Here is a 14,155-nt window from a genome sequence, read left to right as displayed (position 1 = left end):
TCAGCCGCGCGTTTTCAGCTCCGCCAGCAACGCGCGCGTGACCGGATCCTGCGCTTCACCCTGCCCCTTCAGTGCCGGCAGCAGGCCGTTGGCCAGTTGCTTGCCCAGCTCCACACCGAACTGGTCGAAGGCGTTGATACCCCACAACACCGACTGCGCGTAGACGCTGTGCTCGTACATGGCGATCAACCCACCGAGCGACTGCGGCGTCAGCGCATCCAGCAGGATCATCGTGCTGGGACGGCCACCGGCGTAGCTGCGATGCGGATCGTCGCTGGCCTGTCCGTTGGCGAGCGCTTCGCTCTGCGCCAGCAGGTTGGACATCAGGGCGAGATGGTTCTCGGTGTAAGGGTCGTCGTTGCGGATGGTGCCGACGAAATCCAGCGGCACGATCTGCGTGCCCTGATGCAGGGCCTGGAAGAAGCTGTGCTGCACGTCGGTGCCCGCCCCGCCCCACCACACCGGCACCGTGTCGACCTCGACCGCACTGCCGTCCAGCGTGACCGACTTGCCCAGACTCTCCATCACCAGCTGCTGCAGATACGCCGGCAGCAGCGCCAGGCGCTGGTCGTAGGTCATCACGCCCTGCGCGGCGTGGCCGAGCCCGTTGCGGTTCCACACCGCCGTCAGCGCATGGCGGACCGCGATGTTGTCGGCGATCGGCGTGCCGATGACGTGCGCATCGAACGCCGAGGCACCCTCCAGCAGCTGCTCGAAACGCTCGAACCCGATCGCCAGCGCGATCGGCAGGCCGACCGCGGACCACAACGAATAGCGGCCACCCACCCAGTCCCACATCGGCAGCACGCGCTCGGCGGCAATGTCGAACGCCGCCGCCGCGCGCGCCGGATTGGCGCTGACGGCATACAGCCGCTCGCTGCCACCCAGCCAGTCGCGCAGGATGCCGCCGTTGAGCAACGTTTCCTGGGTACCGAACGTCTTGGAAATCAGCACTGCCGCCGTGCGCGCCGGATCAAGCGTCGCCAGTGTGCGTTGTGCCGCCGCACCGTCGACGTTGGACAGGAAGTGCACGCGGAAGCGGCCCGGCAGCGGATCGCGCAACGCATCAGCCACGAGACGCGACCCGAGATCGGAGCCGCCGATACCGACACTGACGATGTCGGTGACGTCGCTCGCTTCGAGCTGCGCGATCAGAGTCGCCATGCGCTGACGGACATCGAGCGCCGTGGCATAGGCCTCGCGTGCGACGACGGCCTCGGAATTCTGTCCGCGAAGCGCGGTATGCAGCGCCGCACGCCCTTCGGTGACGTTGACGGTCTCGCCATCGAACAGCCGACGGAAGGCCGCTGCCAGGCCTTTGGCTTCGCCCTGACCCAGCAGCGCCTGCCACGCCGACGCGTCGTACGACTGGCGCGCGAAATTGAAGTACAGCGGACCGGAGCGCAACGTGTGGGCGGCAATGCGATCCGGCTCGCGCGACAGCAGGGTGCTCAACGAAACGCCACTCAGGCGCGTGGCGTGGGACGACAGTACGTCGAAATCCTGGCTCATGTCAGGCGGCCTGCTTGGGGATGCTGTGGTTGGTATGGGTGATGCGATTCTGGCTGTCCACGTAGACCAACGTGGGCTGGAACGCATCGGCTTCCTGCTCGCTCATCGACGCGAACGCGGCGATGATGATCAGGTCGCCGACCTGTACGTGGCGCGCGGCGCCACCGTTGAGCGAAACCACACCGCTGCCTTCGTCGGCACGGATCGCATACGTCGAGAAGCGCGCCCCGTTGGTCACGTCCCAGATATGCACCTGCTCGAACTCGCGGATGCCGGTGGCATCCAGCAGCAGGCCGTCAATGGCGATGGAGCCTTCGTAGTTCAGCTCCGAATGGGTGACGGTCGCGCGGTGGATCTTGGTCTTGAGCAGGCTGAGATGCATGTCGTCGGGGCGAAAAGCGGGAAGGCGGAGTTTATCCGCTCATGCCCGACTTGCGCGCACCACGTGCGGCCCTTGGTTGCGATCAGAATTCCAGGTTGTCGATCAACCGCGTACGTCCGAGCTTCGCGGCGATCAGCGCGACACGCGCACCCTGTTCACCGTCCTGCGGCTCACTGAGGTCATGGCCACGGATGACCGTGTAGTCGACCACGTACCCCATGTCGCCGAGCTGGCGGGCCGCCTCGGCCTCCACCTGCGCGCGAGGGGTTCCGGCCACCAGGCTTTCACGCATCGCGATCAGGGTCTTGCGGATCTCGGCGGCGCGCGGACGCTCGTCCTCCGACAGGTACTGGTTGCGCGAGCTCATCGCCAGGCCGTCGGCCTCGCGTACGATGCTGCCGGCGAGGATCTGGATCGGGAACGCCAGATCGGTAACCAACTGGCGGATCACGGCGAGTTGCTGGTAATCCTTCTTGCCGAACGCGGCCACGTCGGGCTGCACCTGGTTGAACAGGCGGCTGACCACGGTGCACACGCCATCGAAATGACCCGGGCGATGCGCGCCCTCAAGCACACTGCTGACGCCGGGGACGTGCACGTTGGCCGCCAGTTCGACACCGAACGGATACATGGATTCCACCGTCGGCAACCACAGGACATCGCAACCGGCCCCTTCGAGCCCGCTCATGTCCGCTTCGGGCGTACGCGGGTAACGGGTGAAGTCCTCGTTGGGACCGAACTGGGTTGGATTGACGAACACGCTGGACACCACGCGGTCCGCGTACTGCCGCGCCAGCATCACCAGCGAGTAATGGCCGGCATGCAGGTTGCCCATCGTCGGCACGAACCCGACCCGCAACCCTTGCTGCCTCCACTCCCTGACGCGTGCACGCAGCGCGTCAAGTTCGGTGATGGTCTCGATCATCGTGGCCCCTGTGGCGAGTCGGTGCGCGCGGCGCGGTCAGTAGGAATGGGCGTCGTCGGGGAACGCCCCGCTGCGCACGGCATCGGCGTAGGCGCGCACCGCGCCGGCCACGGACCCGCCATCGGCCAGGAAATCCTTGACGAACTTCGGCCGGCGATGGCCGGTGTCCAGCCCAAGCAGATCGTGCAACACCAGCACCTGGCCGTCGCAGCCGGGGCCCGCGCCGATGCCGATGGTGGGGATCGCGAGATCGGCGGTGATGGCGGCTGCCAGCGATGACGGCACGCACTCCAGCACCAGCAGCTGTGCGCCGGCGTCGGCGACCGCGCGGGCCTCTTCGCGCAACCGTGCAGCCGCCGCTTCGTCGCGACCCTGCACGCGGTAACCGCCGAACTTGAGCACCGACTGCGGCGTCAGGCCGAGGTGCGCACAGACCGGGATATCGCGCTCGACCAGGAAGCGGATGACGTCGAGCTTGTGACCCGCACCTTCCAGCTTGACCATCTCCGCACCCGCCTGCAGCAGCGCGATGGCAGCGTCCAGTGCACGCTCCGGTGTCGCATCGGACTGGAACGGCAGGTCGGACACCAGCAATGCACGGTTGAGTCCGCGGGCGACGACACGCGTGTGGTAGACGATGTCGTCCACCGTCACCGGCAGCGTGGAGTCATGGCCCTGCACGACCATGCCCAGCGAATCGCCAATCAGCACCAGGTCGATGCCATTCGCATCCAGCACCCGGGCGAAGCTGTTGTCGTACGCGGTCAGCATCACCAGCTTGCGGCCCTCGCGCTTGGCGTCGGCGAGGGCGGGAACTGTCCAGGGTTTGCTGTCGGCGTGCGTGCTCATAGCGCCGTATTATCCACTCATAACGGATGGATGTTGGACATTTCCAGCACGGACACAGCATCCCGCGCATCGCCGTAGCCGGGAATCCGGGCATCCGGCAGCACATCGAGCAACGGGACGAGTGCGAACGCGCGCTCATGCAGGTGCGGATGCGGCACGCGCAACCCGGGCTCGTCGATCACCGCGTCGCCGTAGAGCAGCAGGTCGAGGTCCAGGGTACGCGGCCCCCAACGCTCGCCATCGATGCGATGGCGACCAAAATCGGCCTCGACGGACAGCAGCAGCGCCAGTAGTGCGTGCGCGGACAGCGTGGTGTCGATCAGCACGACCGCGTTGATGAAGTCCGGCTGGTCTTCCCTGCCCCAGGCTGGCGTGCGGTAGAGGCGTGATACCTGGCGCATGACCACGCTCTCACGGCGTCCCAGCGCTTCAATGGCCTCCCGCAACGTATCTGCAGCGTCCCCGAGGTTGGCTCCCAGACCGACGCAGGCCTGGACGTGCGCGGTCATTCCGGCGAAGGCCCCGTGCCGCGACTGCGCCGCCGGCGGCGACGCTTGGATGGCGGTGCGTCTTCGGCGAAGCTGTCAGCCGAGGCCGCTACACCCAATGTCGCCGACAGCTCATCGCCGGACTGCGTTTGCGCTTCGCGCCAGAAGTCCACGTCCTCGGCGTGCTCCGGCGACGCCGCCAACCGCAGGACCAGGAAATCGAACGCCGCACGGAAACGCGGATGCGACAGCAGGCGCGTTACGCGCTTGCGCTGGCGGTTGCCGAAACGCGTCTGCAGCAGCCATATCTCCTGCATCGGCAGCGAGAAGCGGCGCGGCAATGCCACGGTATTCAACTGGTGCAGGGTGACGCGGTCGGCAGCGCGGCGCTGCGCCTCTTCCGCCTGCATGCCCTGCGCCTGCAAGCCCATCAGTGCGCGGCAATACGCCGGCCACAGCAGCAGCGCAAACAGGAATGCCGGCGATACCGGTTCGTCATTGGCGACACGCTGGTCGGTGCCGGTCAGGCCGGCCAGCACCATCCGGCGCAACGCCCCGCTGCGGTTGGACGCCAACGCGGCGGCACTCTCGGGAAACAGCACCTTCAACAAGCCGAAGCGCTCCAGCCCTTCGAAGCTGGCGACGCCGTTGCCCGACAGGAACAGCTTCAGGATTTCTTCGAACAAGCGCGCCGGTGCGGCTTCCGCCAGCAGCGGCGCCAGCGGCGCGATGGGCGCGGCCGTGTCGACCTCGATGTCGAAGTCCAGTTTGGCGGCCAGCCGGACCGCACGCAGCATGCGCACCGGATCTTCCCGGTAACGCTGCTCGGGATCGCCGATCAGCTTCAATCGACGGGCCATCACGTCCTCGAAGCCGCCGACGTAGTCGCGTACGGAAAAGTCGTCGATGGCGTAGTACAGCGCGTTGGCAGTGAAATCACGACGCACCGCATCGTCTTCCACCGTGCCGTAGACGTTGTCGCGGACCAGCCGACCATTGTCCATCTCGCGGTCGCCACTGCCGTCGTCGCTGTTCGCGCGGAACGTGGCGACTTCGATGATCTCGCGACCGAACACCACGTGCGCCAGCCGGAAACGGCGGCCGATCAGGCGGCAATTGCGGAACTGCTGGCGGACCTGTTCCGGCGTGGCGTCGGTGGCGACGTCGAAGTCCTTGGGGTGGCCACCGACCAGCAGGTCGCGCACCGCGCCGCCCACCAGATAGGCCTGGAAACCGGCATCCCGCAGGCGGTAGAGCACGCGCAGCGCGTTCGGGCTGATGTCCTTGCGCGAGATGGTGTGCTGGTCGCGCGGGATGGTTCGCAGAGCGGTAGGCGGCGTAATAGCGGCAGTTCCATGCAGGAGGGTCACGCGGCCGCCACATGGATTGCCCTTGGCTTGGCCGCCACCTATACTAATCCGCTACGCCGGTTTCACCAAAAATGCTCCCTTCGTCTAGAGGTTAGGACGTGGCCCTCTCAAGGCTAAAACAGGGGTTCGAGTCCCCTAGGGAGCGCCATCCGGCCAAGGCTGCGGGTTGAGATCCACAGCAAGGTGCAGCGACCAGGACCCCGCCCCGGCGGGGTCTTGCGTTTCCGGGGCCGTACCCGCGCCGCATTAAAGACGGTTTAATCGCGTGGCCCTAGCATGGTGGACTCCGCTCTCCGCAAGGTTCGCCCGTGTCGCGCCTGCTCCTGGTTGAAGACGATCGCATGCTGGGCGATGCCCTGGCCGCCGCGCTGGCGCAGGATGGCTGGTCCATCGATCGTGCGGAGGACGTCACCGCCGCGCGCCTGGCGCTGGTCGACCATGGCTACACTGCGGTCCTCCTTGATCTGGGCCTGCCGCGCGGTTCTGGCCTGGACGTCCTCACCGGGCTGCGCCAGCGCTACGACACCACGCCGGTGCTCATCATCACCGCGCGCGACCAGCTCAGCGACCGCATCCGAGGCCTGGACGCCGGTGCCGACGACTACATCGTCAAACCCTTCGAGGCCGGCGAACTCAGCGCGCGGCTGCGCGCCGTGATCCGACGCACCCAAGGCCGCGTCTCGCCGGTGCTGCGCCATGGCGAGATCGTGCTCGATCCGGCTGACCGTTCCGTACGCGTGGGTGACCGACCGATCCGGCTGGGCGTTCACGAGTACCGCACCCTGCTGGCACTGATGGAGCGGCCAGGACGCGTGATCGCGCGCGAAACGCTGGAATCGCTGGTCTATGGTGGCGACAGCGCGATCGAAAGCAACACCATCGCGGTGTACATCCACCAGTTGCGCAAGAAGCTCGGCGATGGCGTGATCGCCACCGTTCACGGCTTCGGCTACCGGCTGGGAGAGGAGACATGAGCCACTCGCTGAAGTCGAAGCTGTTGCTGGCCGTCATGACGCCGCTCGCACTGGGCTGGACATGCTGGCTGGGTGGCCAGTATTTCCAGATGACGCGGCAGCAGCAGGGGCACGACGACCTGTTCCTGCAGGAAGTCAGCGAACAGATCCTCCTGTCCATGCCGGCCAACCTCGATGCGCTGGACGCCGGGCCACGCCTGCAGTTGCCGACTCAACCCAGCAGTGCAGGTCGCAAGTTCGATGCGCTGCGCTATCAGGTCTGGATCCTCGGACGCCGCGCACCCGTCGTCCGGTCTGACGGCGCACCGGCGCAGCCCTTGCGGTCGGACTTCAAGCCCGGCTTCGTTCTTACCGAGGTCGGCGGCGAGCCCTGGCGCGTCTACACCGTCTCCGATGCGCGCGGCCGCATCCAGGTGCAGGCGGGCATGTCGCTGTCCGCGATGCGCACGGAACTGGCGTACTGGGTGAAGGTCAGCGTGTGGAGTGGTATCGGCATCCTGCTGGTGTTGGGTGCCTGCGTCGGCTTCGCCATTCACTGGAGCCTGCGCCCGATGAACCGCCTGCGCCGCGGCATGGCGGAGCGTGCGGCGCATGATCTGGCGCCGCTGCCTGTCGCGGGCCTGCCGCGCGAGATCCGCCCGCTGGTGGATTCGTTCAACCTGCTGCTCGAACGGCTGTCGGACGCCATGCGCGGCGAACGCCAGTTCCTGGCCGATGCGGCGCATGAACTGCGCACGCCGCTGGCGGCGCTCCTGACGCAGACGCAGGTCGCACGGCGCGCCGGCACGCAGGCGGACGCGCAGGCGGCGCTCGACCAACTGGCGCAGGGGGTCCAGCGCACGTCGCGCCTCGCGCAGCAGTTGCTCGATTCCGCGCGTGTCGATGCGTCGCCGCTCAGCGAAGAGCGCCCGGAGGTCGCGCTGCCGGACGTGGTCGCCATGGTCGCGCGCGAGTTCGAATCGATGGCGGCACGCCGGAAGCAGACCATCGTCGTCCATACGGAACCCGCCAGCGTCCATGGCGACCTGGACGACCTCGGCATCCTCGCGCGCAACCTGCTCGACAACGCGTTGCGCTACAGCGGTGAACAGGCCCGCATCGAGATCGCCTGCGGCCTGGATGCCGACGGTGCGACGGCCTGGTTGGCGGTGCGCGACAACGGTCCCGGCGTACTGCCGGACGAACGCGAGCGCGTCTTCGAACGCTTCTTCCGCGGCAGCCAGGGCAATGGCGAGCGCGGCAGCGGCATCGGCCTGTCGCTGGTGCAGCGCATCGCGCAGGCGCACGGGGCGACGATCAGCGTGGGCGACGGCATCGGTGGCCGTGGCTTCGGCTGCCGGGTGGCGTTTCGCGCGACACCCGACCGTTGAGTGACGGCCAAAGCCTTACTCGCTGCGCCACCATGGCTGCGTACCTTCCGGCCGGGCGATCGTCAGCGGCTGGCCGATCGTCGGCGTGACGATCTGCACGCCGTGCTGGTTCGACAAGATGTACAGCGATTCCAACGGCTCGCTCCAGCCATGGAACGCCAGGTCGAACGTGCTGTTGTGGATCGGCAGCAACCACTTTCCGCCCAGATCCACGTGCGCCTGCAGCGTCTGGGTCGGCAGCATGTGGACGTCCTGCCAGCGGCGGTCGTAGGCACCGCATTCCAGCAGCGTGATGTCGAACGGGCCCATCCGCTCGCCGATGGTGCGGAAGCCATCGAAGTAGCCCGTGTCGCCGCTGAAGAAGATGCGCAGTCCCTCCGCCTGGATCACCCACGACGCCCATAGCGTCGCATTGCGGTCGAACAGCGTACGGCCGGAGAAATGTTGCGACGGCGTCGCGGTGAAGCGGACGCCGCCGAGTGCCACATCGTCCCACCAGTCCAGCTGGCGAATCTTCTCGCGCGGCACGCCCCAGCGGACGAGGCGATCGCCAACGCCCAGTGGCGTCAGGAACATCTCGGTCTTCGCGGCCAATGCACGCACGGTCTCGCGATCCAGATGATCGTAGTGGTCGTGCGACAGCACCACCGCCGCGAGCGGCGGCAGTTGCTCGAGGTCGATCGGAGGCGCATGGAAGCGCTTCGGTCCAGCCCATTGCACCGGCGAGGCGCGCTCGGAGAATACGGGATCGGTCAGCCAGAAGCGTCCATCCAGCTTCAGCAGGATGGTGGAGTGTCCCAGCCGGTACAGCGTGCCGTCCGACGCTTCATCGAGCTGCGCCCTCGTCACCGCCTGCACCGGGATCGCTTGGGCCGGAGTGGTGCCCGCGGGCTTCCCGCCGACCAGGAAATCCCACCAGAGCTTGCTGGTTTCGCGCCATCCCATCGGGCGCGGCTTGCGTGCGTTCTGGAAGCCGTCCTCGCCGAACTGCGGCGATTGCGGATACGACACCGTGCTGCAGCCGGCATACGCGAACGCCGTCGCCGACACGCATGCCGCAGCCGCCATGCGCCGCCAGCGCCTGCCACGCAAAGCGGGCTTGGTCACCCTGTCATTCATCCTGGCCACTCCGCAGTGCGGGAAATACATACTGGATCATCGTGGCCGCGCCGGCCTGGCCGGGCAGCGCGATCTGTCCGCCCCCCTGCCCCACCGGCACCTGCCAGCGCAGGTCGATGCAGCCGAGTTCCGCCGCCATCCGCCGTGCTTCGGCGAACAGGCCGGCCGCGATGCCGGAAGGTCGTGCGCTGGCCGGAACGAACAGCGCTTCCAGATTGAAATAGTACGCACGCTCGATCATCGAGAAGCCGACCGTGGCAAAGGCATAGCCGGCTGGTTCACCGCGATGCTGAGCGATCCACGCCCATGCACGCAGCGGCGGTTCGAACAGTGCCTCCATCAGTTCCAGCACGCCGGCACTCGCACGTACCCGCGCCGCCCCCGGCAACTCCGCCATCTGCCGGTCGCACAACTGCATCAACGGAGCAGCGTGTGCACGCGTGACGCGGTGGATACCGACGCCGTCATCGACAGGCGCGGTAGTCCAGGAGGGATCTTCGGGTGCGGGCAGATAGGCCACCGGTGCCAGGCGAAGTGGCGTCGCCGTTTCGGCATGGGAAAGTCGGACGTTCATGGGGAACTCCATGGAAAGACGTGGGAACGGACGGTCGAAAGCCGTGCAGGATGCCGACGAACAGGCGCGCTGCGGCGTGCCCATTCGGCGATACCGGAATCTTCGGCATCCAGGCCATCCATCCGCCCGGCCACGAAAGTCCGCAGTGCGACACGGCCATGGGCGCGGGCGCGATAACCCGGCGCCACGCCGCGCGGACGACAGCGATCACTGCCATAGGCAACGACGGCAGACAGGCGCGTGCGCGTTCCTGCGCCTGCGCACCCGCGGTGGCGGTGGGCGACCGCCAGGCCGGCGCTCCACCGCGACGGCAACTGGTCCTGCGCGTTCGCGCCGGTACGCTCGCCGACCTGGACGAAGGTGGAAAACGGCGACAACCGCAACAGCGGCATACGGGCGCGCAACAGACTCACGACAACCTCGGCAATGGGGGACCGGGATGCCCGGCCCACCCATGCTCGCGTGCGCGCTTTAAGAACTCCTTAAGCGCCGATCAAACCGCACAACCACGCGATTCACTGCATCCGCGGCAGATCGAATACCAGCACTTCGGCCCCGATGCCACGCTCGACGCTGACCAGTGGCTCCGCGTCGTAGAGCAGCGCATCGCCGGCTTTCAAGGCTTGCCCGTTGACAGTGGCCTCGCCACGCGCCACGTGCACATAACCTAGCCGGCCTTCGGCGAGGCGAAGCTCGGCCTTCTCGCTGCCATCGAACAGACCGGCGTACATGCGCGCATCCTGGTGGATGCTGACCGAGCCGTCGGCGCCGTCGGGACTGACCACCAGGCGCAGGCGACCCTGCTTCTCGGTGGCGGGAAAGGCTTTCTCTTCGTACGAGGACGGGACGCCCTGTCGGTCGGGAATGATCCATATCTGCAGGAAATGCGTGGTACCGGATTCGCTGTAGTTGAATTCGGAATGCTGCACGCCGGTGCCCGCGCTCATGCGCTGGACATCGCCCGGCACGATGCTGGAACTGTTGCCCATCGAATCCTTGTGCCCCAGCGCGCCTTCCAGCACGTAGCTGATGATTTCCATGTCGCGGTGGCTGTGTTCGCCGAAGCCGCGGCCGGCGGCCACGCGGTCCTCGTTGATCACGCGCAGCGGGCCCCAATGGACGTGCTTGTCGTCGACGTAGCTGGCAAAGGAAAAGCTGTGCCATGAATCCAGCCAGCCGTGGTTGGCATGGCCGCGGGCACCGGCGGGACGCAAGGTAATCATGGCGGAACTCCTTCTGTGGTGAGGCGCGCAGCATGATCCCGCGCATGGATGGAATAAATCAGCCGGAAACCAACTGATTGTTCCAATTTTGACCCTTCGCGCCGACTGCGCCCGGCTGTCTTGCGGTTCTGGAACGATGCCCGTCCCCACCATGCGGCACCCGCATCGCCGGACAGGTCACCCATCCGGCACCGAGTACGTCGGCGCGCTCCTCCGACCCAGGCGGCAAGCAAGAAAGATTCCCAACTCGAATCACGCGGTGATTTAAACTTGCGCGGTTCTCTCCGTTGCACATCGAGTCTCATGCCCTTCGTCGTCACCGAAAACTGCATCAAGTGCAAGTACACCGACTGCGTGGAGGTCTGTCCTGTGGACTGTTTCCACGAGGGCCCGAACTTCCTGGTGATCGATCCGGACGAGTGCATCGACTGCACGTTGTGCGAACCCGAATGCCCCATCAACGCCATCTACCCCGAGGACGACGTGCCGGCCGGACAGGAAGGCTATGTCGCGCTCAACGCCGAACTGTCGCGTGCCTGGCCGGTGATCACCACACGCAAGGACCCGCTGCCGGATGCCAAGGAGTGGGAAGGCAAGACGAACAAGTTGCCGCTGCTGGAGCGCTGACCGGGCGACAGGCAGTGACCCGCCATGAAAAAGGGCGCCGTGAGGCGCCCTTTTCGTTTCCGGTATGCGGGGGCGTTTCAGCCGCCCAGCTTGGCCTTCAGCGCGGCCAGCAACTTGGTGGCGGCCGGCGAGGTGGCCGGCAGGCCGCGCGGATCGACGGCCGATACGTAGGCACCGGCGTCCACGGCCGACACACGCACCAGGAAGCTCGCGCCTTCGTAGCCCACGTCATAGGTACCGAGCAGCTGCGCGCGGCTGGCGATGGTTGCACCCTCGATGCCCGCCAGGGCTTCACCGACGCGCGCGAACGCGTCGTCACGGGAACCCGCGACATTGAACCCGCCGGCTGTCGGCGCAGCCGACGAGCTGGCCTGCGCGGCGGCGGGCACCTGCATGGCGCCGCTGGCATTGGGCAGGTTGAGGTCCGGCGGCACTTCCAGCGGACGCGCTTCGGGGGCCAGCGCGTAGTCGCCCTTCGCTCCCTTCTTGAACCACGAGCAGCCGGCGACGGACACGACCAGCAGCGCGAGGGCAAGCGGACGTACGAGGGAAGACGAAAGACGCATGGGGTTCTCCTGGGTTCAGGCCGCGAGGCTGTCGCGGCTGGATTGTGCTTCCAATGCCTGCGCCAGGGCGGCGAGACGGTCGGCAGTATCGGTATGGGTGGCGGACAAGGAAAGCAGCGGCAGGCGCAGGCCGTGGCCGACGCCCGCGCGTTGCAGCAGCGCCTTCACGGGAATGGGATTGGATTCCACGCCGAGGAAGCCGTAGATCTCCTGCAACGCGTCATCCAGCGCGGCGGCTGCAGTGGCGTCGCCACCACGCGCGAGGTCGCACAGGCGACGGAATGTACGCGGCAGCGCGTTGGAGCCGACCGAGATCAGGCCATCGGCGCCGGCAAGCATCGCGCGCGACGCGGTCGGATCGTCGCCGCTGAGGATGGCGAACCTCTCCGTGCGCAGTGCCAGCAGCGCGGCCATGCGCTCGGGCTCGGCACGCGCCTCCTTGATGCCGACGATGTTCGGATGGTCGACCAGTTCCGCCACCGTCTCCGGCAGCAGATCGCAGCCGGTGCGGCCCGGCACGTTGTAGAGCACGACGGGCAGCCCGCCCTGATCGGCGACGGCACGGTAGTGCGCCACCAGCCCGGCCTGCGTCGGTCGGACGTAAGGCGGTGTCACCACCAGCGCGAACTGCGCACCGCCGGCTGCCGCACGGCGCGTACTGGCGATGGTCTTCGCGGTGTTCATCTGCCCTGTGCCGGCGAGTACCGGCACCCGGCCACGCACCTCTTCCACGGCGATGCGCAGCACGGTGTCGTACTCGTCGTCGGACAGCGCCGCGGCCTCGCCGGTCGAACCCGCCACCACCACGCCCTGGGTGCCGCCGTCGAGCTGCTGTTTGAGCAGCGCGCGCCAGGCTTCCAGGTCGAGTTCGCCCGACGCCAGGAACGGCGTGGCCAGTGCGGTGATGCTGCCGGAAAGGTGCAAGGGAATGGCTCTCGGTGGAGGGATCCGGCGGTCCGGGGCGCCGTAAGCGCAGTTATCCCGGCCTGCCTGCAATAACGGCCGCATGTTACTTGCGGGCTCAAAGGGCGGGCAAGTATGCTGCCGATGTCGCAGGGCCATTGCCCGGACGCCATTCAGCCTGACCGCAACGCCGGAAGCTCTCTTGACCGATTCCACGCCCCGGCCTTCGCCGACCGAAAACCACCTCCTGATCACCGCCTACACGACGCATCCGGAATCGCCGCTCCTGTCGGTGACGCGCCGGATTTCGGACAGTGGCTGCAATCTGGTGGATGCGCGCTTGTCCACGGTGGGGCGCGACGTGTCCGTCACGGCGCTGGCGACCGGCTCGTGGGACGCGGTGGCCAAGCTGGAAACGATGTTGTCGCGCCTGGAGCGCGATGAAGGCCTGAAGCTGGTGTTCTACCGCACCGGCCCGAAGGTCGTGCAGTCCAACCTGCTGCCCTACATCGTGGAAGTGGTGGCCGCCGACAAGCCGGGCATCCTGTTCCAGCTGGCCGATTTCTTCGACCGCCAGGGCATCACCATCGAGAACCTGCAGAGCACGCGCTACCGCGCCATGCAGACCGGCGCGGAGATGTTCTCGGCACAGGTCACGATCGGCGTGCCGGCCAACATGCACATCGCCGCGCTGCGCGACGATTTTCTCGAATTCTGCGACCATCTGAACCTGGACGCGATCATGGATCCGATGAAGTTCTGACGATGACGGCGAAAAGCGCAAACGCTCTGCCAAAATCGACATTGAACCTGCCGCTGGCGCTGTCCGGCGGCGACACCACCACCCTCGCCGCTCACGCCGGTACCTGGCTGGTGCTGTACTTCTACCCGAAGGACAGTACGCCCGGCTGCACCACCGAGGGCCTGGACTTCAACGCCCTGCTGCCCAAGTTCAAGAAGCTCGGCGCGACCATCCTCGGTGTCTCCCGCGACTCGGTGAAATCGCACGACAACTTCTGCACGAAGCAGGGATTCAAGTTCCCCTTGGTCAGCGATGCCGACGAAGCGCTGTGCAAGGCCTTCGACGTGATCCACGAGAAGAACATGTACGGCCGCAAGGTGCTCGGCGTGGTCCGCAGCACCTTCCTGATCTCACCCGATGGCCGCATCGCGCAGGCATGGCGCGGCGTGAAGGTCGCCGGCCATGCCGACGCCGTGCTGGACGCCCTGAAGGCTCACCAGGCCCAGTGACGGAATCCTCTTCCCTTTCACC

Annotated in this window: 16 protein-coding genes and 1 tRNA gene; 6 read left to right on the top strand and 11 right to left on the bottom strand. The window is 66.8% G+C overall.

All coding sequences use genetic code 11. The annotated features are described in order from the left end of the window. From pgi to pcnB, 6 genes are all read right to left on the bottom strand, one after another. The gene (pgi, locus tag AX730_RS05945) at positions 1–1,512 is read right to left on the bottom strand and encodes a glucose-6-phosphate isomerase (protein WP_062353384.1); all 1,512 of its coding nucleotides are present in this window, start codon (positions 1,510–1,512) and stop codon (positions 1–3) included. 1 nt (position 1,513) lies between these two features. After that, positions 1,514–1,894: an aspartate 1-decarboxylase gene (gene panD, locus AX730_RS05940; protein ID WP_062353381.1), complete on the bottom strand. Its 381-nt coding sequence runs from the start codon at positions 1,892–1,894 to the stop codon at positions 1,514–1,516. A gap of 82 nt (positions 1,895–1,976) precedes the next feature. Continuing rightward, entirely contained in the window at positions 1,977–2,819 is an 843-nt protein-coding gene (gene panC, locus AX730_RS05935; protein ID WP_062353378.1) for a pantoate--beta-alanine ligase, read from the bottom strand. Between the two features lie 36 nt (positions 2,820–2,855). Next, positions 2,856–3,668, bottom strand: coding sequence for a 3-methyl-2-oxobutanoate hydroxymethyltransferase (gene panB, locus AX730_RS05930; RefSeq protein WP_062353375.1), 813 nt, complete (start codon positions 3,666–3,668; stop codon positions 2,856–2,858). 17 nt (positions 3,669–3,685) lie between these two features. Continuing rightward, positions 3,686–4,177: a 2-amino-4-hydroxy-6-hydroxymethyldihydropteridine diphosphokinase gene (gene folK, locus AX730_RS05925; RefSeq protein ID WP_062353372.1), complete on the bottom strand. Its 492-nt coding sequence runs from the start codon at positions 4,175–4,177 to the stop codon at positions 3,686–3,688. Continuing rightward, positions 4,174–5,526: a polynucleotide adenylyltransferase PcnB gene (pcnB, locus tag AX730_RS05920; protein WP_062353369.1), complete on the bottom strand. Its 1,353-nt coding sequence runs from the start codon at positions 5,524–5,526 to the stop codon at positions 4,174–4,176. Before pcnB ends, folK begins: the two co-directional genes overlap by 4 nt. A 73-nt stretch (positions 5,527–5,599) precedes the next feature. On the opposite strand from pcnB, the gene AX730_RS05915 reads away from it, so the two are divergent. The 3 genes from AX730_RS05915 (at position 5,600) to AX730_RS05905 (ending at position 7,870) form a co-directional block, all read left to right on the top strand. After that, a tRNA-Glu gene (locus AX730_RS05915) sits at positions 5,600–5,674 on the top strand. Between the two features lie 160 nt (positions 5,675–5,834). Then, positions 5,835–6,500, top strand: coding sequence for a response regulator transcription factor (locus AX730_RS05910; protein WP_062353367.1), 666 nt, complete (start codon positions 5,835–5,837; stop codon positions 6,498–6,500). After that, entirely contained in the window at positions 6,497–7,870 is a 1,374-nt protein-coding gene (locus tag AX730_RS05905) for an ATP-binding protein (protein WP_062353365.1), read from the top strand. Before AX730_RS05910 ends, AX730_RS05905 begins: the two co-directional genes overlap by 4 nt. Positions 7,871–7,885: 15 nt before the next feature. On the opposite strand, the gene AX730_RS05900 is transcribed toward AX730_RS05905, so the two are convergent. From AX730_RS05900 to AX730_RS05885, 3 genes are all read right to left on the bottom strand, one after another. Further along, entirely contained in the window at positions 7,886–8,938 is a 1,053-nt protein-coding gene (locus tag AX730_RS05900) for an MBL fold metallo-hydrolase (protein WP_062353362.1), read from the bottom strand. 43 nt (positions 8,939–8,981) lie between these two features. Beyond that, a complete protein-coding gene (locus tag AX730_RS05895) occupies positions 8,982–9,563 on the bottom strand; it encodes a GNAT family N-acetyltransferase (RefSeq protein ID WP_062353360.1) in 582 nt (193 codons plus the stop codon). A gap of 515 nt (positions 9,564–10,078) precedes the next feature. Then, entirely contained in the window at positions 10,079–10,786 is a 708-nt protein-coding gene (locus AX730_RS05885) for a pirin family protein (protein ID WP_062353354.1), read from the bottom strand. A 303-nt stretch (positions 10,787–11,089) separates the two neighbouring features. On the opposite strand from AX730_RS05885, the gene fdxA reads away from it, so the two are divergent. Then, positions 11,090–11,413, top strand: a complete 324-nt coding sequence (gene fdxA / locus AX730_RS05880) for a ferredoxin FdxA (RefSeq protein WP_062353351.1) — start codon at positions 11,090–11,092, stop codon at positions 11,411–11,413. A gap of 77 nt (positions 11,414–11,490) precedes the next feature. On the opposite strand, the gene AX730_RS05875 is transcribed toward fdxA, so the two are convergent. Together AX730_RS05875 and dapA are read right to left on the bottom strand one after the other, a co-directional pair. After that, positions 11,491–11,979, bottom strand: coding sequence for a hypothetical protein (locus tag AX730_RS05875; RefSeq protein WP_062353348.1), 489 nt, complete (start codon positions 11,977–11,979; stop codon positions 11,491–11,493). A gap of 15 nt (positions 11,980–11,994) precedes the next feature. Then, positions 11,995–12,903 carry a 4-hydroxy-tetrahydrodipicolinate synthase gene (dapA, locus tag AX730_RS05870; RefSeq protein ID WP_062353345.1) on the bottom strand — a complete coding sequence of 303 codons (909 nt, stop codon included), beginning with the start codon at positions 12,901–12,903 and terminating at the stop codon, positions 11,995–11,997. 181 nt (positions 12,904–13,084) lie between these two features. Between dapA and AX730_RS05865 the strand changes: the two genes are divergently transcribed. Beyond that, positions 13,085–13,645 (top strand): glycine cleavage system transcriptional repressor, encoded by a 561-nt coding sequence (locus tag AX730_RS05865; protein WP_062353342.1) that lies wholly within the window; start codon positions 13,085–13,087, stop codon positions 13,643–13,645. Between the two features lie 2 nt (positions 13,646–13,647). Beyond that, positions 13,648–14,133 (top strand): peroxiredoxin, encoded by a 486-nt coding sequence (locus AX730_RS05860; RefSeq protein ID WP_062353339.1) that lies wholly within the window; start codon positions 13,648–13,650, stop codon positions 14,131–14,133. Positions 14,134–14,155: the final 22 nt, after the last annotated feature.

It is taken from the genome of Pseudoxanthomonas mexicana, from assembly GCF_001556105.1.
Classification (GTDB): domain Bacteria; phylum Pseudomonadota; class Gammaproteobacteria; order Xanthomonadales; family Xanthomonadaceae; genus Pseudoxanthomonas_A; species Pseudoxanthomonas_A mexicana_A.
The sequence above is the reverse complement of the archived record's forward strand: the minus strand, read 5'-3'. Positions and strand labels throughout refer to the sequence as shown.

Coding starts and splice junctions, on each gene's coding strand:
- pgi (WP_062353384.1), bottom strand. CDS start 1,512: ATGAGCCAGGATTTCGACGTACTGTCGTCCCACGCCACGCGCCTGAGT.
- panD (WP_062353381.1), bottom strand. CDS start 1,894: ATGCATCTCAGCCTGCTCAAGACCAAGATCCACCGCGCGACCGTCACC.
- panC (WP_062353378.1), bottom strand. CDS start 2,819: ATGATCGAGACCATCACCGAACTTGACGCGCTGCGTGCACGCGTCAGG.
- panB (WP_062353375.1), bottom strand. CDS start 3,668: ATGAGCACGCACGCCGACAGCAAACCCTGGACAGTTCCCGCCCTCGCC.
- folK (WP_062353372.1), bottom strand. CDS start 4,177: ATGACCGCGCACGTCCAGGCCTGCGTCGGTCTGGGAGCCAACCTCGGG.
- AX730_RS05905 (WP_062353365.1), top strand. CDS start 6,497: ATGAGCCACTCGCTGAAGTCGAAGCTGTTGCTGGCCGTCATGACGCCG.
- AX730_RS05900 (WP_062353362.1), bottom strand. CDS start 8,938: ATGGCGGCTGCGGCATGCGTGTCGGCGACGGCGTTCGCGTATGCCGGC.
- AX730_RS05895 (WP_062353360.1), bottom strand. CDS start 9,563: ATGAACGTCCGACTTTCCCATGCCGAAACGGCGACGCCACTTCGCCTG.
- AX730_RS05885 (WP_062353354.1), bottom strand. CDS start 10,786: ATGATTACCTTGCGTCCCGCCGGTGCCCGCGGCCATGCCAACCACGGC.
- fdxA (WP_062353351.1), top strand. CDS start 11,090: ATGCCCTTCGTCGTCACCGAAAACTGCATCAAGTGCAAGTACACCGAC.
- AX730_RS05875 (WP_062353348.1), bottom strand. CDS start 11,979: ATGCGTCTTTCGTCTTCCCTCGTACGTCCGCTTGCCCTCGCGCTGCTG.
- AX730_RS05860 (WP_062353339.1), top strand. CDS start 13,648: ATGACGGCGAAAAGCGCAAACGCTCTGCCAAAATCGACATTGAACCTG.